The organism is Desulfobaculum sp. SPO524 (assembly GCF_044987625.1).
In the GTDB taxonomy this organism is placed as follows: domain Bacteria; phylum Desulfobacterota; class Desulfovibrionia; order Desulfovibrionales; family Desulfovibrionaceae; genus Desulfobaculum.
The window spans coordinates 216287-235907 of record NZ_JBJDSB010000003.1 but is presented as its reverse complement, the minus strand read 5'-3'; the positions used below and the strand labels follow the sequence as shown (position 1 = coordinate 235907).

The 19621-nt window shown below is 61.7% G+C and carries 11 protein-coding genes; 1 reads left to right on the top strand and 10 read right to left on the bottom strand.

Translation table 11 applies throughout. The features are described from left to right. Nucleotides 1-200 precede the first annotated feature (200 nt). The 9 genes from ACI3L3_RS12320 to ACI3L3_RS12280 all read right to left on the bottom strand — a co-directional run bounded on the left by ACI3L3_RS12320 (nt 201) and on the right by ACI3L3_RS12280 (nt 15177). On the bottom strand, nt 201-1814 hold the full coding sequence (locus ACI3L3_RS12320) for a methyl-accepting chemotaxis protein (RefSeq protein WP_404845428.1): 1614 nt from the start codon (nt 1812-1814) through the stop codon (nt 201-203). 33 nt (nt 1815-1847) lie between these two features. Next, entirely contained in the window at nt 1848-3521 is a 1674-nt protein-coding gene (locus ACI3L3_RS12315) for a chemotaxis protein CheA (protein WP_404845427.1), read from the bottom strand. Beyond that, a complete protein-coding gene (locus ACI3L3_RS12310; RefSeq protein ID WP_404845426.1) occupies nt 3521-4273 on the bottom strand; it encodes a histidine kinase in 753 nt (250 codons plus the stop codon). Before ACI3L3_RS12310 ends, ACI3L3_RS12315 begins: the two co-directional genes overlap by 1 nt. A 31-nt stretch (nt 4274-4304) precedes the next feature. Next, nucleotides 4305-4700 carry a response regulator gene (locus ACI3L3_RS12305; RefSeq protein WP_404845425.1) on the bottom strand — a complete coding sequence of 132 codons (396 nt, stop codon included), beginning with the start codon at nt 4698-4700 and terminating at the stop codon, nt 4305-4307. A 107-nt stretch (nt 4701-4807) separates the two neighbouring features. Next, nucleotides 4808-5173 carry a response regulator gene (locus tag ACI3L3_RS12300; RefSeq protein WP_404845424.1) on the bottom strand — a complete coding sequence of 122 codons (366 nt, stop codon included), beginning with the start codon at nt 5171-5173 and terminating at the stop codon, nt 4808-4810. A 90-nt stretch (nt 5174-5263) separates the two neighbouring features. Continuing rightward, the gene (locus ACI3L3_RS12295) at nt 5264-11143 is read right to left on the bottom strand and encodes a transporter substrate-binding domain-containing protein (RefSeq protein ID WP_404845423.1); all 5880 of its coding nucleotides are present in this window, start codon (nt 11141-11143) and stop codon (nt 5264-5266) included. Then, nucleotides 11100-12566 (bottom strand): HD domain-containing phosphohydrolase, encoded by a 1467-nt coding sequence (locus tag ACI3L3_RS12290; RefSeq protein ID WP_404845422.1) that lies wholly within the window; start codon nt 12564-12566, stop codon nt 11100-11102. The genes ACI3L3_RS12295 and ACI3L3_RS12290 overlap by 44 nt, the downstream gene beginning before the upstream one ends. Before the next feature lie 105 nt (nt 12567-12671). After that, on the bottom strand, nt 12672-13973 hold the full coding sequence (locus tag ACI3L3_RS12285; RefSeq protein ID WP_404845421.1) for an ATP-binding protein: 1302 nt from the start codon (nt 13971-13973) through the stop codon (nt 12672-12674). A 1-nt stretch (nt 13974) separates the two neighbouring features. After that, nucleotides 13975-15177, bottom strand: coding sequence for a sensor histidine kinase (locus ACI3L3_RS12280; RefSeq protein WP_404845420.1), 1203 nt, complete (start codon nt 15175-15177; stop codon nt 13975-13977). A gap of 343 nt (nt 15178-15520) precedes the next feature. Between ACI3L3_RS12280 and ACI3L3_RS12275 the strand changes: the two genes are divergently transcribed. Beyond that, nucleotides 15521-18559 (top strand): response regulator, encoded by a 3039-nt coding sequence (locus ACI3L3_RS12275; RefSeq protein ID WP_404845419.1) that lies wholly within the window; start codon nt 15521-15523, stop codon nt 18557-18559. A 99-nt stretch (nt 18560-18658) separates the two neighbouring features. Here the strand turns inward: ACI3L3_RS12275 and ACI3L3_RS12270 are convergent, their stop codons facing one another. Then, nucleotides 18659-19561: a hypothetical protein gene (locus tag ACI3L3_RS12270; protein WP_404845418.1), complete on the bottom strand. Its 903-nt coding sequence runs from the start codon at nt 19559-19561 to the stop codon at nt 18659-18661. Nucleotides 19562-19621: the final 60 nt, after the last annotated feature.

Below are 19621 nucleotides of genomic sequence, written 5' to 3'. Positions count from 1 at the left end.
CATTCACCACAAAACGGCAACGCGGCCCACACGGATACTCCGTGTGGGCCGCGTTATTCCTTGCGTTCTGCGCCATCTCAGACCGGATGCTGGGCCGGATGCCGGGCCGGATGCTGGCCGGATGCCGGGCCGTTGCCAATGCGGGGCGCTCTCGCCCGTCCCCCTCCCCAACCAGAGGCGGGGTCACGTTCACAGAGGCGCTATTCGCCGCCCCCCTCGCCATGATCATGCCGGGGCAACGACGGGAGAGCCGAGGCTTCATCCATTCGGAAAAACGACATGGCCCGCTTCAGTTCATGTGCCTGCCGGGAGAGCTGGGCAGAGGTGGACGCCACCTGCTCCGAGGCCGCGGCATTGCCCTGAATCACCTGGTCAAGCTCCTGCAGGGCCGTATTAATCTGCTGGGCGCCGGTGTGCTGCTCGCGCGTGGCGGCGGAAATCTCCTGCACAAGGTCGGCAGTGCTGGTAATGCTGGGAACGAGGTCCTTGAGGATTTCCCCGGCCTTTTCCGCCACATGGGCGCTGGAGGAGGAAATCTCGCTAATCTCCCGCGCGGCCTCGCCGCTGCGCTCGGCCAGTTTACGCACTTCCGCCGCGACCACGGCAAAGCCCTTGCCATGCTCCCCGGCGCGCGCCGCTTCGATGGCGGCGTTGAGGGCGAGCAGATTGGTCTGCCGCGCTATCTCCTCCACGATGGTAATCTTCTCCACAATATTGCGCATGGCCTGTACGGTTCCGGCCACGGCCTCGCCGCCTTCCTTGGCCTTTTGCGCCGAGGCAAGGGCAATGCCCTCCATCTGGTTGGCATTGTCCGCATTTTGCTCAATATTCGCGGTCATCTGCTCAACGGAAGCGGACACTTCCTGCACGCTGGCGGCCTGCCGTGTTGCGCCGGAGGCAAGGTCCTGCGATGCGGAGCTGAGTTCGCCACTGCCGTTGGTCACGCTGTCCGAGGCCTCGCCCACGTCGCGCACCACGCGGCGCAAATTATCCATCATGGTCCGGAATGCCGAAGCCATGGTGCCGATTTCGTCACCGCCCGAGACAGTGATGTCGCGGCTAAAGTCGCCCTCGGCCATGGCGCCCGCCACACCGTGAATCTGCGATATGGGCCGAATGACACCGGACCGCAACGCCCACCACACCACAACGGCGATAACGGCAAGGAACAGCCCGGTCCACGTCACCACACTCATCCCGGCCTGCGCAATCTCGCGATTGGCCGCATCAAGGGACGTCACAATCTCAAACGCGCCGTGAATATCACCCGCGCGCCAGCCTTCCTTAATGCCACCAACCGGATCCTTTGCGCCCTTGGGGTCGCCGTGGCAATAGAGGCAGTCCTTGGTCAGACGAATGGGCCGAAAATACCGTATGGCGTCGCCCTGCACGAGGATGTATTCATCAAGGTTCTCAGCCTTGAGCTTTGCCAGCACGCGCTCTTCCAATTCCGTGGGGGTATTCTTGGGATTGCGCGGGGAGATTTTGGGGACACGAAAATCATACCCCGCCTCCACGGCATTGCCCGCCGCCATGCGGATGGCGGTAATAACCGGAACAGCCTCCAGCAGATGCTCGCGCGGAATTTCGTCAAAGGGCTTCAGAAGACCATGCTCAATCTTCTGCGCCATCTCCACGCGCCCCGCCTCGGCCATCAGCACTATGGCGCGGCTTTTCTCCAGCAGGGCGTCGTGGGTCCCCTCCTCAATGGTCCGCATTTGGATGACGGCCATCACAGCGGCAATGAGGAACGGACCCAAAAGCGCCGTCAGCAGCGCCTTCCACCGGATGCTCAGGTTACTGAAGAATCCCATCGTCTCCTCCCTTGTCCCCGTAGGGCGTCAGGCTCAGGCGTGCATGTGGTCCATCAGGCTTTCCACATCCAGCACCAGCGCGTCGCGCTCGCCAATCATGCCGTAGCCGAGGATGGGTACATTGTAGATGTCCTTAACCGGGATGGTGAAACTGGCAACCACCACCTGCTGCTGCCGCAACACCTCGTCCACGAGGAATGCAGCCCTGCGGCGGCCAACCTTGATGACCACAGCCTGCTCCGCACCATCGCTCTCCGTGGTCATGCGCAAGCCAAAATATCTGTCCAGCCGAAAGAGCGGATACAGCTCCCCGCGCACGTCCACGGTCTCGTCGCCGCCGGGCATGGTGGTGATGTCGCCCGGTCGCACGGCGTAGACCTCCAGCACGGGCTGGCTGGGGACCACAAAAACCTCGGTACCAAGGTTCACGATAAGCGCGTCCACAATGCCCTCGGACAGGGAGCGCTCCAAAGGTATGGCAAGGGTAAAGGTTGAGCCGCTGCCAAACTCGCTGGTGATGGAGATTTCGCCGCCGAGGCGGTCTTCGATGGAATGGGCCACCGCATCCATGCCCACACCGCGCCCGGAAACGTCCGTGACCTTCTCCGCCGTAGAAAAACCGGACTTGAGGATAAAGCGGTACACTTCCTCGGGGGTGAGCTTCTCCTCATCCGACAGCAAGCCACGCTCCACGGCCTTCTTGCGGATTTTTTCCGGGTCGATGCCGCGGCCGTCGTCCTCAACAATGATAAACGCTTTGCTCCCCCGCCGCCGGGCCGACAGGCGCAGAAGCGCGGTCTCTTCCTTTCCGGCCTTCGCGCGTTCTTCAGGCATCTCCAAACCGTGGTCCACGGCATTGCGCAGCAGATGGACCAGCGGCTCGTTGATGTGCTCAACAATGGTCTTGTCCAATTGCAGGTCGTCGCCCACCACCTCAAAGCGCAGCTTTTTGCCCATCTTCATGGACAGACTGCTCACAAGGCGGTGCATGGGTGTGAAAATCTGTTTCAGCGGCACAAGGCGGATTTTCTCCACCTCGTCCTTGATGTTGCTGATGACGACTTCAAGGTCCTTCATTCCGGCAACGGCTTTGGAGTCCAACGAGGGGTTTTGGGCAATGACGGCGTACTGCGTCATCAGCTTGCCGATGTAGTCGATGAGGGTATCCAGCTTGTCCGTATTGACGCGGATGGAGGAAATTTCGGAGCCGCCCTTTTGCGGCGCCTTGGGCGCGGGGGCTTTGGGGCTGGGCTTGGACGCGTCCGAAGCGCCAGCTGGCGCGCTTGGACCGCCCGCGTCATCGGCGCTTTCTGCCGCGGTTTGGGCGTCTGGCGCGGCGTCCTTGGCCTTGGCGCCGCCTTCAGAAGCATCCTCGCCGTCTTCCTGCGGTTCCTCGTATTCGCCGGACTCGCGCAGTTCGCGGATCTTGTCCGCGCGGTCCTCCACAATGCCCGCCATGGAGTACAACAACTGGCGCTGGCCGTCGGCAATCTGCAAAAACGCGGTCACCATCTCCGGCGTTACCGGGGCGATACCGTCGGTGAGCATATCCATAAGGGTGGCAACGTTGGCCGAGGGATAGCGCACATTCGTCAGGCCCAGGCGCGCAAGGGCGTCGTGCAAGGCCTCTGGCGAGGTTTTGCCGTGCTCCAGAATAAGGATGCGCTCTTCCAGCGCTTCGATGCATTGTTCAATGCTGCTCTTCATCAGCCTTGTCCACCTGCTTCGGCGCATTGTGCATCACGGCTCTGTCCCTCGGACGCCATGCGGAGCGACCCATCAAACCCCCATGCGTAAAAGGTTCCCTTGCAGGATGGCCCCATACCGGTCAGACGCAGGTCAAGGCGCGCGGCCATCTCCTCCAGCAGCTCGAAGGTGGCGGAATTGACCGAGCGCACGCCGGAGAGGTCCACCCGCACAGCGGTCCCCTGCTCAATCTGCGACAGCGTTGTGCGCAGAGCGTCGCGGTGGGGCTGCAGGTGCAGGCGGGGCATAGCCACACGCACCAGCATAAAGCCGTCTCCCGGCTCTATCTCAATGCTGCCCGCCTCATCGCCCGCTCCGGCGTCGCCAGCGCCTGCGGCTTCGTCCAAGCGCGCAAGCACGGCGTCCATCTCGTCCTTGTCCGGCTCGCCTAGTTCACGAATCTGGTCCAGCAGTTGAAAGACGTGCGTCACAGCCTGCCGCGCCGCAGTGACGTTGTCGTCGCTGTGGTCCAGCTCGCCGCTTTGGAGCTTCTTCAAAAAGCTCTCGACCTTGTGGGTGAATGTGGACGCAACCTCAAACCCGCCCATGAAGCCGGTTACGCCCTTGATGGTATGCAGCGGGCGCGCAAGAACCTCGATGCCTTCCTGTACCTTACCCTGTCCCAAGAGGTCCGTCCCCTCCATGATGAGGGGATAGAAGTCATCGTTCACCTGCGAATAGAATTCTGTGACCATCTCATCGCTTTCACTCATATCGTCCCCCAGGAGGATGGTCCGTTGCGCATCAATCAATCATCAGGCCCAGTTTTTCCAGTTCCTTACGCAGCTTGTCGCCGTCATAGGGTTTGACGATGTAGCCCTCGACCCCGCAGTCGTCAAAGGACTGCATAACGGTCTTCGGGTCCGACAGCGCCGTGGCCATAATAACCCGCGCCGCCTGAGTGATGCCGTTTTCTTCCTCATAGGCCCGAATCTGCCGCACAGCGCTCAGGCCATCGAGAACCGGCATCATGATGTCCATAATAATGAGCGAATAGGGCCGGTGCTCATCATGGGCAATCTTGAACGCCGAAACGGCTTCCTCTCCATTGACCACGATGTTGATCTCGAAGAACGGAGCCAGATTCTTGCGCAAGACTTCCCGCGAAATGAAATCGTCCTCGACCACAAGCGCTCTCATGCGTTCCTCCGGTTCTTCGCGTCGTCCGTGATTGGCGCTCTCCTCATCGCCCCATCAGGCCCCGCCATATGGCCGGGCTTCACAGGGCCGCACCTGCTCCGCGCCCTTCACTCCAGACAACGGTCAATGTAATGCGCCAATTCCTCTTCCTGCATAGGCTTGGCAAGGAAGAACGTCGCCCCAAGTTCCAACAGGGAACTGATGTCCTTCACCCCCACCACAGCCGACATGATGATGACCGGCAGCTTCATGAACTCACTATCGCCACGAAGGGTTTTTATGAGCTGTTGGCCGTCCATTTCGGGCATCATAATGTCCGTGATAAGCAGATCAAAATTGTTGGCGGCCTTGAGCGCCTCGTACGCATGTCGCCCATTGGGGCTGACAAACGGCGTGTGCCCGAGCTTGATGACCATCTTTGATACGGTCAACTGCGCCACATAGTCGTCTTCCGCGATCAGTATTCGTGCCATGGCTACTTCCCCCACGTGTCAAAATAGCATGATTTCATCGCATCATTCCACCGAAAAACAGCTTTTACGATGGCGCCACACACCGGAAAATCAGATATCCTGTAATTCCCGAACCATGGCATCCAACCCGCGCCGAAGCTCGCCAAGCAGGCGCGGTATTTCCGCGATATCTCCGTCCTTTCCGGCCTGCTCAAGCTTCTGCGACACCTCAAAGGGCATGCCCATGGTAAAGCACCCCACCGTCCCCTTCAGGGCGTGGGCGCGTTCGCCAAGGGTCTTGGTGTCCCCGTCCCGAAGCGCCGTCTCAAGCTCATCAAGACGCTGGGGCACTTCGTCGATGAATATCTTGGCGTTTTCGCGCAGGAAGTCCTGCTCACCGCCAAAGCTCTCCTTCATCCGGCGCGCGTCCAAGATGGGCGCATCCTGTTCCGGCGCGTCTGGAGGCATTGCGCTCTTCGCGTCCTGCGCCGCATCGCCGGCAGGGGGCGACACCGCGTAGTCCCCGGCGGCGACCATTTCCATGGCGTCAAACATCTCCTTCGGCGTCACGGGCTTGGGGACAAAACCATCCATCCCCGCCGCCTCAAAGCGTTCGCGGTCGCCCTTCATCGCGTGGGCCGTCATGGCAATGATGGGGATATGCTCCCCGGTTTCCCGCTCCCGCTCACGGATGATGCGGGTGGCCTCCACGCCGTCCATCTCCGGCATTTGCACGTCCATAAGGATAACGTCGAACTCCTCTTCATCCAGCGCGCTGAGCGCCTCCACACCGTTATTGGCAATGGCCACTGTGTGCCCAAAGGTCGCCAACATGGCCTTGGCCACGTTCTGGTTGATGGGCGTATCCTCGGCCAGAAGCACGCGCAGTTCACGCGAGGCCACAAGCTCTTCGGGCTTTTTGACCTGCCGCGACAGCCCGACGTTCTCCCAGCTCCCAAGGGCCTGTGCCACACTGCGCAGCAGTTCCGCCGGGCCCACCGGCTTTACAAGGCACGCCACCGCGCCAAGGGCGCGGGCTTTGCGTTCCTCCTCCTGCGTGGCGGACGATGTGAGCATAATAATCTTCATCCCCGCGAACTCGGGCCGCCGCCGCACGGTATCCATCAGCGCCAGCCCGTCGGCCTCGGGCATGACACGGTCCACAAGGGCCAGCTCATAGGGCTGACCGCGCACTACGGCGCCCTCCATCAGCCCCACGGCCTCGGACACGCTGGACGCCTGCACCGGCACCATCTTCCACTGCTTGAGGCTTTCGGCCAGTATGCGGCGGTTCATCTCGCTGTCGTCCACGATGAGCACCCGCACGCCCTCCAGCACGCTCACGTCCGGGATGGCCGCACGGCTGGGCACAACAACGTCCGCCTCCTCCATGAGCACGTTGAAGCTAAAGGTGCTGCCCTTGCCCGGCTCGCTCTGTACGGAAATATCGCCGCCCATCAGACTGACAAGCTGCGTGCAGATGGCCAGCCCCAGCCCGGTGCCGCCATAGCGCCGCGTAATGGTGCCATCGGCCTGCACGAACAAATCAAATATGCGGCGCTGGTCCTCGTGGTTGATGCCGATGCCGGTGTCCGACACCTTGAAATGCACGTCGACCTTGTCGTCCACAAAGCCGCGGAAATCGACGCTGATGACGATTTCGCCGCTTTCGGTGAATTTGAGGGAGTTGCCCACAAGATTAATCAGGATTTGCCGCAGGCGCTTGGGGTCGCCCATGAGGCTGTCCGGCACCTCGGGCGCGATGTGCATCATCAGCTCCAGCCCCTTTTCCGCCGCGCGGGGGCCAAGGGTCTGCAGGTCGTTGTACAGGGAGTCGCGCAGGCTGAAGGGCGCAACGTCGATTTCCAGCTTGCCCGCCTCTATCTTGGAAAAGTCCAAAATGTCGTTGATAACGGTAAGGAGCGCCTCACCCGAGACGCGGATGGAGTCCACATACCCGCGCTGCATATGGCTGAGTTCTGTGCCAAGGAGCAATTCGGACATACCGATAACGCCGTTCATGGGCGTACGTATCTCATGGCTCATGTTGGCGAGGAACTGGCTCTTGGCCCGGTTGGCGCCTTCGGCGGCTTCCTTGGCGATTTGCAGTTCCGCCTCAATGGTCTTGCGGTGGGTGATGTCCGTATGCGTTCCAACCACACGCGTGGCAGTGCCGCTGCCGGTTTCGTCCACAATCTGCGCGCGGCCCATTACCCACACCACGGACCCGTCCTTGTGCAGCATGCGGTAGTCGTTGCGGAAAGGCTCCACCCGCTCAATCTGCCGCCGGTAGGACTCCAGCACCCGCTCGCGGTCCTCGGGATGCAGCAGGCGCGTCCACGTGTCGACGGTGGCGGGCAGCTCGCCTTCCTCATACCCAAACATATGCAAAAATCCGGGGCTGAAATAGACCTCGGACTCGCCGACCTTCCAGTCCCACAGGCCATCGCTTGTGGCGGACATGGCCATCTTAAAGCGCTGCTGGCTGCGCATAAGCGCGTCTTCGGTGTCCTTGCGCTCGGTGATGTTCTGCATCACCCCCACAACGCCCACCTCGCCGTCAACCTGCTCCACCATGGACCGCGACACGATAAAGACGTAGCGCGTCCCGTCCTCGCGCAGATACTCCGCCTCATAGGTCATGCCCGCGTGCTCTCCAGCAAAGATGGCGCCATCGGCATGCATGCCCTGCTCGGCAAAGTCGCGGGGCACGCATTCGCCTTCCTTGCGGCCAAGGACATCCTCGCGCTCCTTGTCCACAAACTCGAGGAACGCCGCATTGACGGTGACGTAACGCCCCGCCTCGTTCTTGAAGAAAACAGGAATCGGCAAGCAATCAAGCAGCACCTGCATAAAGCCAAAGCTGCGCATCAGGTCCGCTTCGGCGCGTTGCCGTTCACGCACCTCGCGCGCCAGACGGCGGTTCCAATACAGGATAAGCACCAATACGACGAGAACGCCGCCGCCAGCCTGCAACGCAATGCGCCACACCTGCCCCATCGCCATGCCGGTCTGCACCTTCACACCCACCCAGTGGCGGAAGATGGCTTCACGCTCGGCGTGGGGGATGGAGTCCAGCGCCTTATTCACAATACCGGCAAGCTCCGGCCAATCCTCGCGCACGCCTACGGCAAGGCGCAGCTCATGCTGCAGCACGCTGGCAACGCGCAGATTGGTGATGCCCTGCTGTCTGATGGAATAGCTGGCCGTGGCAAAATTGCTAAGGCAGGCATCGGCCTCACCAAAGGACACCGCCGCCCACATCGCCTCGGGAGAATCCACGGCCATGACGTCAATCTCTGGGTACCGCGCAAGGATATCATGCGCCGCACCCTCGCGCACAGCGGCCACCTTGCGGCCAATGAGGTCCTCCAGCCCGGACATGTAGTCCGCGTCATCGCGCGCAACAATGACCCACGGCGTCTTCACATAGTCCTTGGAGAAGGTCAGCCCGTGGCCGCGCTCATAGGTCGGCACGTCGCAGGCAATGCCATCAAGAACGCCGCCGCGCACCTGCCGCATCAGCTCATCCCAGCCGTCCACCATGACGATGCGTACGCTCAGCCCCGCGCGCTGCGCCACGCGCCGCACCACCTCCACCGCCATGCCCGTAGGCTTGCCGGATTCATCCTCCAGCACAAAGGGGGGATAATCGCGGGGCACGCCAAGGGTCACCGACGGATGCCGCGCCAGCCAGCCGCGCTCCCACGCCGTCAGCCGAAACACCTTGGCCTGCGGCCTGTACACGTAGTCCTCGGGATTGGTAATCCAACGCTTTTCCAGTTCCAGCAGTTCGTTGTCCGAAATATTGGCAAAGCCTTCATTGACGGCGGCAAGCAGGCTGGAACTATTCTTGGCGACTCCAGGGCGCAATTCGTCCGTATGCTCCCATGTGGCCAGCTTCTGGAACAGCGCCTGCGAATCATGTTTCAAAAGCGCCTTGCGGATCTCCAAGGTCGGGCCGACCACGGCGTCCAATCCCTCGGCGAGGGCGGCCTCAACCGCGCCCTGCACGTCCTGATACAGCACCTGCCGGATGTACGGGGCTTCCCACTCCAGCGCCTTGATGACGTCGGGGTCGTCCACCACGGCGGCGGTTGTCCCCAGCATGTCGTCCAGCGCCTGCGGGGCATATCTGTCCGACCGGTAAAACAGCGCCCACTGTTCGCCATACACAGGCGAGGCAAAGGCCAGCTTTTGCGACTGGCCCGGCTCGTTCGGCAGCCCTGCGGCCACGTCGGCCATGCGGGTCTGCACATCGCGGATAACGTCGTGCCGGTCATTCAGGATGAAGCGGACATCATGGCCGCTGCGCTCAGCCCACAGCCGCCAGATGTCCACCAGCAAGCCCGCTGGCTGGCCGTCGTCCGTGGCAAAGCTCAAAGGGGGACTATACCGATCCAGCGCAACCAAAAGAGGACCGCCGCTCACCATGCTCTGCCGCGGGTGCCACTTGCGGCGCATATAGCGGAGTTCATCGGACCCAATAGCCGCCATGCCCTCGCGCAGGGCCTGAAAGAGCAGCGCGTCATCCTCGCGCACGGCAGCATGGACGCCGCCCGTCCACAGGGGGCGGTCCTGGTGGTAACTAAACTCCTCCAGCTTCCCCGCACCGCGCAAAAGGCTGAGGCCCGTCTCCACCGGCAGGACAAACGCCAACAGATTATCCTGCGTCAGCGCCTTTTCCAGTTCCTTGATGGACGGATAGAGGGTACGCATCCCCGGCGAAAGCCCGCTCACAACGTCCTCTTGCACAGGCCAAGCATATCCTACAGGCAACCCGTGCAGGTCCTCCATGGTCTTGACGCCGTAGAGCTGGCGGCTAAAGAAAAAGTTCTCCTCCACGCACAGCGGGAGCCGCAAATCCATGGCTCCGGTCAACGGCTCTTCGTCCGCCTGCCGGAACATGTGCGTGACATCCACCGTGCCCGCGCGCAGGTCCGTCTCGCCCCAGCCTTCGGTATAGACGAAGTTGACCGGCACCCCCGTGCGCATGCTCCATGCCCGCCACAGGTCCGGCAACAGTCCCTGCGCCGTTCTGCCCGCACGCTTCATGGAATACGGCGGCAACGCCTCGGGCAGGGCCACGTTCACCTCGCCAAGCTCCTCAAATTGGCGCTCGCCGAGAAGCGCCTCCGCGTCATGGCCAACCCATTCGCTGATAACGGCGGCCACTTCCTCATCCGTTACCGCCTCCATGGCCGCATTCAGCCGCCTTGCCAACTCGGTCCGGCCCTTTTTGACGCCAGCGAAAACCTTGCCGCTGACCACGGGCGGGGAGACAAACTTCACACGCCCGGTCGCGCCTGCCTCCGCCAAAAAGGCCGAGGCCACCTCGCGACCCATCACAGCGGCGTCCACCCGCCCCTCCGCAAGGGCAAGGCACAGCTCGCGGTAGTCATTAAAGGCGGTCACGTCGCTGTCGAGGTTCGCCCTGCGGATGATGTCCTCGTTGGCGTTGCCGGCTATGACGCCGATGTCGTAGCCATTGAGGTCCGCGATGCGCTGGGGCGGCATATTTCCAAAGGCGTCCTTGACGTAATACAGGTACAGACCGGTCCGGGCGTAGGGACCAACCGGCTCCAGCTTTTCCCCCATGCCCGGAACGCGGAAATACGCGGCAAGGATGTCCGCTTCGCCACTTTCCACGCGCCGGAGTCCCTCGGCCATGGACGTAAACGCAAAGGTAAACTCAAAGCCGCTGCGTGCGGCCAACATCTGCCAATAATCCACGGCAATGCCGCGGGCCTCGCCATCCAGCCCTGGGAAGTAGACGGGCCGGGTATCCATAAACACCACCCGCAGCGGTCCCCCCGCGCCCTCCACATCCTGCGAGGCCGCACGGCCCACAACGCAGCACAGCACCAGCGCAAGGACGAGGACGGCACACAGCCTTGCCCCCGTACAGGTGCGTGGGCCGCCCCCTTGCGGCGCAAAGGATCCGGCCTCACCCTTCGTCGGGATAGGCCTCTTGGATGGCGTGTATTGCATCAAGGTTGCTCAGCAAAAGGTCCACGAGTGCCGGTTCAAAAAGGCCGCCACGCTCCTCGCGAAGCAGCTCAAGAATGCGCTGTGTCTCCCACGCTTCCTTGTACACACGGGGTGAGGACAACGCGTCGAACACATCTGCAAGCGCGGTAATGCGTCCAAAAATATGAATTTCCTCGCCCTGCAAACCATTGGGATAGCCCCCGCCATCCCAGCGCTCATGGTGCTGCAGGGCCACCACCGCCGCGGAACGGATAATCTTGCGCCCGGAGGTGCTGAGGATTTTATAGCCAATGGTGGTGTGGGTCTTCATGACCTCGAACTCCTCCTTTGTCAGCCGCCCCGGCTTGAGCAGGATGGAGTCCGGAATGCCAATTTTCCCCACGTCGTGCATAGGCGAGGCAAGGCGAAGCAGCCCGGCCTCGGCTTCCTCAAGGCCATATTCCATGGCGAGATAGTACGAATACTCCGCCACCCGCCGCACGTGGTTTGCCGTTTCGTGCGAGCGGCTCTCCACCACATCGCCAAGGGTGAAGATGAGCTCTTTTTGGGTGTTGATCAGCTCGTGATTCAAGGTGAGGTTGTCGAGGGCCATCCCCGCATTGGTTCCAAGGATGCTCAGAAGCCGATGCTCAAGGTCCTCCAGCGGGCGGCAGCACTCCAGATACACATGGCTTGGGATGTCGCTTTTGCCCTGAAAACTCACCGCAAAGGCCCGCCCGTCGCGCTGGATTCCGCCATTTTGGGTGGCGCTGTGCATGGCCTTCACGGCGTCTGGCGCAATCTCGCGCGCATCACGGCCAATGCGCTCGCGGTATTGACCAATGCCCGCCACAATGGGCATTTCGCCATGACGTTCCATCACGGCAAAGCCGTCGGCCTCGCACGGGGCATGCTTTCGGCACTCCTGCCGCACAAGGTCCCTGAACGCGTGCAGCCACTCCTGACAGAACTCATCCGACGACCGCTGCGCCAAAAGATGCCCCGAGGATTCAATAACACGCTCCAGCCCGTGCATGCTGCGCTCAATGGTCACAAGGTCCTTGTAGGACCGCACCGCGCCGATGATGGTGGTGTACAGCCGCTCTTCCGTCAGCTCCGTCTTTTGCTTGTAGTCGTTGATGTCGTACTGCACCACGACCTGCCGCTCCGGCGCGTGGCCCGGCTGCCCGGTGCGCAGGATGATGCGCACGAGTTTGTTGTCCAACTCCTCACGGATGAATTTGACGTATTCAAGCCCGGCCTGATTCGTCTCCATGACGACGTCGAGCAAGATGAGCGCGGTATCCGGATGCTGACGGATCAGTTCCCGCCCTTCCCGAGCGGTGTAGGCACTGATGCATTCAAACCCGCGGCCATCGAAGGTGAAGTCCCGGACCACCATCCGGGTGACGGTGTGCACTTCCTCTTCATCATCAACGATCATGAGCTTCCAAGCCGGCTCATGGACCGCATGTTCTTCTTCATGCTCGGCAGCAAAGAGATCATTCTGCCTGCTTTGGCTCATACGCAACGTACCCCACGGTCTGCGTTACTCGGTTCTGCGAAGGCACAAGGAAAAATAGAACTGGCTGCCACTGTGCTCGTCGCTTTCGACCCAAATCCCGCCGTTCATCCGCTGGATAATGTCCCGCGTAATGGCAAGGCCAAGCCCCGCCCCGGATAAACGCTTGGTCATGTAGTCCTCGGCAAGCGCGAAGGGCTCAAAAATATGCTCGCGCTTATCCGCAGGAATACCCACCCCCGTATCACTCACGACAAGGAACAGCGCCACCCCGTCCGCGCAGCGCGGCATGGGCGCCTTGCCTTCAAGGCTTTCGGCAAGGTCCGGCGTGAGTTCCTGCACGGCAAGGCTCACCGCGCCCTTATCCGTGTACCGAATGGCATTGACGAGCAGGTTCACCACAACCTGCCGCAGCCGCGCCGGGTCCCCCAGCAGGCGCTCCGGCACCTTGTGGTCAACGCTCCAGCGCAGTTCCAGTTCCTTCCACCCGGCCTGAATTTCCATCACCTCAATGACCTTGCGCAGCTCCGCCCGAAGGTTGAACGGACGCTCATTAAGCTCAAGGCTGCCCTCGCGCAGGCTGGAGAGTTCAAGAGCGTTGTTGATGATGGCAAGCAGCCCTTCGCCGGACTTTTTGATCATCTTGCAGTATTCAAGGTTCTGCCCGGTGAGGGAGGCGTCCAGCAAAAGATTGGTCAGTCCAAGGATGCCGTTGAGGGGGGTGCGCAGTTCGTGGCTCATATTGGCTAAGAACTGGTCCTTGGCGAGGTTTGCCACCTCGGCCTTGTCCCGCGCGACTTCAAGCTCCCTGCGGCTGTCCTCAAGGTCCTGCAAATGCCTGTAGGACCGTACGGCTGTGGTTATCGACGTAAACAGCCTGTCGTCGGTCAGTTCGGTTTTGTACTTATAGTCGTTGATTTCGTACTGCTCGATAACGGCCTTTTCCGGGGCTTCGCCGGGCTGTCCCGTCCGCAGAACAATACGCACCAGGGTGTTTTTCAGGTCCTCACGCACCCAGCGCGCAAGGTCCAGCCCCGCCGTGGAGGTCTCCATAACGACGTCCAGCAGGATAGCCGCGATGTCATCGTGCCGCCGCAGGATGTCCTGCGCCTCCTGCGCGGAATAGGCGTGCAAAAACTGAAGCCGGTGCCCCAAAAACCGAGAATCGCCCAACACAAGACGGGTCAGCGCGTGCACTTCCCGCTCATCGTCCACGACAAGCAGCTTCCATGCGCCGGAATCCGCCTCGGGCTGCTGCCCTTCACTGGCGAAGGCAAAGGGACGCTCGTCGCGAGGCGCATCGTCTGGCGGCCAGCCTTGTCTGCCCATGCTACTTCCCCACCAGCTTTGGTACGGTTATGAAAAAGCGGGTCCCCTCGCCGGGGCTGCTCTCGCACCGGATTTCCCCACCCAGCTTCTGCGTCACAAGGTTAAAGACAATCTGCATGCCCAGCCCGGTTCCGCCACGGGCGCGCTTGGTGGTAAAAAACGGCTCGTACATGTTGTCTAGGGTTTTGGCGTCCATGCCTGCGCCGTTATCGGTGTATTCCACCACAACGTCATCGCCGTCCTCGCGGGCGGCAATCGTAATCTGGCCGTTCTCGCGGTCCTCAAAGCCGTGCATCAGGGAATTCATGACCAGATTGGTCAGCACCTGCACAAAGGCGCCGGGATAGCTTTCAATGGTCAAATCATCCGGACAGTCCACAACCACTTCATGCCCGCCGCGGCGGTACTCATGCCGCAGGCTCAGGAGCACCTCGCTGATGTACTCCGCCACGCCAAAGGCGCGCTTTTCGCCGGTGGTCTGGTCCACGGCCACTTTCTTGAAGCCCTGAATAAGCTCCCCGGCGCGGCCGAGGTTGGTCAGGATGGATTGTGACGCCTCATCGACGTTATCCAAAAACGCCTCCAGCTTGGACCGCGTCAGCGCCTCCTCCTGCAGCATGCCGCGCAGGTCGTGCACCTTGCGCCCGAGGAACGAGGCCGCTGTCAGCCCCAACCCGACTGGGGTATTGATTTCATGGGCGACTCCGGCCACCAGTCCACCAAGGGACGCCATTTTCTCGGACTGCACCAGCTTTTGCTGCGTGCGGTGCAGCTCGTCCAGCGACTCCTGCAACGAGCGGTTTATCTCCCTCTGCCTCCGTTCCAGAGACAACAACCGCTCACCCACCTGCAGTCGCACTTCGAGTTCCGAGGCATCAAACGGCTTGACCACATAGTCGTCCACTTCGCCCTCCCTGAACCCTCTGACCATGTCGTCGATGTCCGACTTCGCAGTCAGCAGGATGATATAGGTATACAGCGTCTCATTACTGGCCCGGCGCACGCGCCGCGCCAGTTCCAGCCCGTCCATTTCCGGCATCATCCAGTCCGTCACCAGCATATCCACCGGAGTCTGCACCCCGGCATACAAGTCGTACGCCTCCCTTCCGTTGGCGGCCTCGATAACGGTATGCCCCCATGATTCAAGGGTTTTGCGCAACACATTGCGTGGTATGGTCTCATCTTCGGCTATGAGAATACGCACGGGGCTGGTTCCTCCCTTTTGGCGTCAAAGGGCGTCGCGCCGGACGCGCTCATATCGATAAGCCGTCACATCCGAAGCTCCGCCATGGGCGGCCGCGTCCACCGCCACGTACACATGTCACTGTAATATCCGAAAATTCCTGCCACTCCGCCTTTTTGTACGAAAAGACAGCGAGGGCACACCTACTATCGGCTAGTATGTCATCCGCCCGGAAAAACGCAAGACGTGTTTAGGAAAATCAAGTTCCCTCTAGTGAAATTCGACAAACAAACTCACAGACTCATGACATTGGTGCGGCGCATGGTGTATACTGCTTGGCATCTCTGACCAAAGCGGAGCAAACATGCTGATGGACCCTCTCCTGCTCACCACCGTCGGCGCGGGACTTACCCTGTGCGCCTGCATCACGTGGCTTGTGCTGCGGTTGCATGCGATGCGGCGAGAGAACGAGTCCATCAAGGCCCGCTCCACACGCGTGCGCGAGCGAAACAAAGCCCTTGCGGACATTGCCAGCACCTTCATCGCCAATCCGGGACCAAGCGCGCAGGAGCACGCCCTTGGTCTGCTGGGAGAATTTTTGGGAGCGGACAGGGTCTGCCTGCTCGTCTTCACGCGCGAGGGAACGCGCTTTGGCATCACTCAGGAATGGACGGCCGAAGGCGTACGCCCCATCGCGGACATCGTCCGCAACATTCCGGTGCACAGCTACAAGACCTTCACCGAAGCGCCGCTGGCAGGAAAGCCAAGGGCCTTCCCCTGCGACACGCAAGGGCCTATGGGCACCGGCCTTGTGCCGCCGGGCTGGAACCCTGCCGCTCTCATCACCGCACCACTGCACGCGGGGGGGCTTTCCTTTGGCTTCATCACAGCAGACAGCACCCACTGCCCCCCGCCGTGGAGCCCCGACGATGTAGAAACGCTGGAGCACGCAGCCATGCTGCTGGCCACGGGGCGCGCCTACAGTGACGCACGCGAGGCGCAGCAAAAGAGCGAGGAGCGCTACTCCATCGCCATTAACGCCGCCTCCGAGGGCATATGGGACTGGAATATCACAACGGACGATTTGTACCTGAGCAGGCGCTCGCTGGGCATATTGGGCTACACGCCGCCGCAGGGGCCGCAGACCATGAAGGAGTGGCTGACACATATCCCCGCCGGGGAGCGCACGCGCCTCTCCGCCAGCATTGTAGAGCTGGCCCACAACGAGACCGACGGCTTTGAACTGGAAATCCCACTGCTGGACCGCGACAAGAACACGCGGTGGATACAGCTCAAGGGCATTGGTACGGACCGCGACGTGAAGGGCGTGCCCTACCGCGTTATGGGCACGCAGACGGACATTACGGCGCGCAAGGCCGCAGAGCTTGCCCTCCGCAAAAGTCAGGAACGCTTCGCCCTCGCCATGGACGCCAACGCCGATGGCATTTGGGACTGGGACCTTGTGACGGGCGAGGTCTACTACAGTCCGGGCTGGTTCAGAATGTTGGGCTACGGTCCCGGCTCACTCCCTGCCACGCCGGAGTCGGCAGTAAGCCTCATCCACCCCGAGGACCGGGAGTTTGTTGAAAAACAGCTCAACACCTTTCTCACCTCGCAGGATGGCATCTGGAATCTTGAATTCCGCATGCGCACCAGCCTTGGCGGCTACCGCTGGGTGCTCTCGCGCGGGCGCGTTGTCAGCCGGGCGGAGGACGGCACAGCCCTGCGCGCCGTGGGCACGCAAACGGACGTCACCCGGCTGAAGGAAGCGGAAAAGGCCGCGGAACAGGCCAGTCAGGCCAAGAGCAGATTCCTCGCCAACATGAGCCACGAAATCCGCACCCCTCTAAACGGGGTCATCGGCATGGCGGAATTGTTGATGCAAATGTCCCTGACGCCGCACCAATATGAATTTGTGCGCACCATCCGCAACTCCGGCAATACGCTCCTCAATCTGCTGGGGGATATTCTGGACTTTTCCAAGGTGGAGGCGGGCAAGCTGACGCTGGACGTGCAACCCTTTAGCCTGCGGCAGTGCCTGCAAGAGGTCATAACCCTCCAAGCGCCACTGGTGGCGGACAAGGACGTGGAACTGCTCATCGACTTCGCCCACGACGTTCCGGACCATGTGGTGGGTGACGACACGCGCCTGCGCCAGATTCTGCTGAACCTTGTCAGCAATGCCATCAAATTCACCGCGCATGGCGACATTCTCCTTCGCGTCCGCCACACAATGCACAACGATCGACTGCGGATTGACGTCTCGGTGTCGGATACGGGCATTGGCATCGCCCCGGACCGCATCGCCCACATTTTTGAATCCTTCGAGCAGGAGAATACGTCCACCTCGCGTCACTATGGCGGGTCCGGACTGGGGCTTGCCATTACCGCCCAGCTAACGAAACTTATGGGCGGCCGCATCGGTGTGACCAGCACACCGGGCAAGGGCAGCACCTTTTCCTTCAATATCCTGCTGGACTTTGCCGAAGAGGACGCCCTGCAAGCAACGGACTACCCTGCCCCTGCCCTCTTCCGGGACACGATGGCCGTTGTGGTGGACGACAACCCCACAAGCAGGCAGCTACTGCATACCAAGCTCCGGCTCTGGGACGTGGAAGTCCACATTGCGGAGTCCGCCGACGAGGCCGCCGCCATCATCACGCAAAGAGCGCCCAAACGTGTTGCCCTCATCACGGACCACCGCCCGCCCCGGCTGGACGGCATCGCCATGGCCGAAGCCGTGCGCGGCGCAACCGGCCAGCCAGACCTCAGCGCCGTCATGCTCAACGCCACGGGGCGGCTTGTCGCCTACGCCACAGCGCAAAAGAAAAACATTATCTGCATCCCCAAACCCGTTGAAACCCTTGTGCTCATGAAGGCGCTCGCCGTCGCCTTTGGGGTGGAAAACGACACGCCCCCATGTCTGGACGGCCTGCCCAATAGCGAAGGGCCGCCAACGCGGGCCACCACTCCGGCCTTGCGCATCCTGCTGGCCGAGGACACGCCAATCAACCAAAACGTTGCCCGGAGCATGCTGGAAAACTTTGGGCACACCGTCACCATCGCCCCCAACGGCAGCGAGGCTGTGGAGGCCTTCAAACGCGAGTCCTTCGACCTTGTGTTCATGGACATCCAAATGCCCGAGCTTGACGGCATTGAGGCCACGGCCCTCATCCGCCAGTACGAGGACGCAACGAAGACCACCACGCCAACACCCATCGTCGCCATGACCGCCAACAACATGAAGGGCACCATGGAGCGCCTTCTTCATGTGGGGATGAACGGTTTTATCGCCAAGCCGCTGCGCCCCAAGGCGCTGCGCCAGGCCATAGACGCCGCCATTCAGGGCAAACCAGCAAACGGAAGCGCCACCGGAGAGTCCTACCAGCCACACTGCCCGTAACCACCGCGCCAGTCCAAAAGACAACGCCCCCGCACAATCATGCGGGGGCGCAAAAACGTTGCGGCCTGTCCGGCCACGGGGAGGCAAGAGCGGTCGCGCCTACATTCCCATCAGGCCCAAGACGCGGTGCATGTCGTCCGCGGTTTCAATGGAGCCGACATCGCGGGGCCCTTCGCCCTGCACTTCCACCACAGACTCCCGAAACACGGCGCGGGCCAACTCATCCGCGCGGTACATATCCTCGCGCAGGGTTTCGGTATCAAAATGCGGCTCCCGGATGCCCTGCATAATCATGGTCTCATAGTTGGACGAGGCAAGCGCCTTGGCAAAGCGCTCCGCGCGGCCCACATTGCGGTAGGCCTCCCGCCACCGCACGCGCAAGCCGTCCAAGATGTCCTGACCAGCACCCAGCGCGCCAAGAAAGGCCGCCGTCCAGCCGAGCATATCCAGCATCTCCTCGCCCGCCTGCGGCAGATTGCGTAGGGCGTCCACAACGAAATTCGCCTGCTCCATGCTCCACTCAAGGCGTGCATGGCGAAACAGCACCCCCACCCGGACGGCCATCAACGCATCCAGCCGCTGCAAAGCGGCGCGGCGCACATCCTGAGGCGGCGTCGCCCCTATGCGAAGGCGGCGCACCAATCCAAGGACGGCCTCTTCGCTCAGGGGCACGGTCAGCACCTCACCCCCTGCAAGCACAAAACGCCCTTCCTGCACGCGGGCGAGCACCTCGCGCGTGACGGCATCATCCAGTCCGGTAGCGCCTCCCTCGGCCACATGCGGTTCAACCTGCACCTTCAGGGCGTGGTCGGGGAAAAAGAGAAGCTCCAGCAGAACCTCTCTCTCGGGGTGATCCGAGTCGGCCAAGGCGCCGCGCAGGGCGGCGGCCTCGCTGGTCCCCAGCGTCACTTCGGCGTAATGGGTCAACGCCGGTGCGGGGTCATGCGCCTCGCCCAGCCAGCGGGCCACCTCGTCGGCAACCCGCCGTATCATCTCGTCCACGGTCAACTCCTTTCCTTGTATCAGGGCGCGCCCAAGACCTCACACCAGCCATGCCGCTTT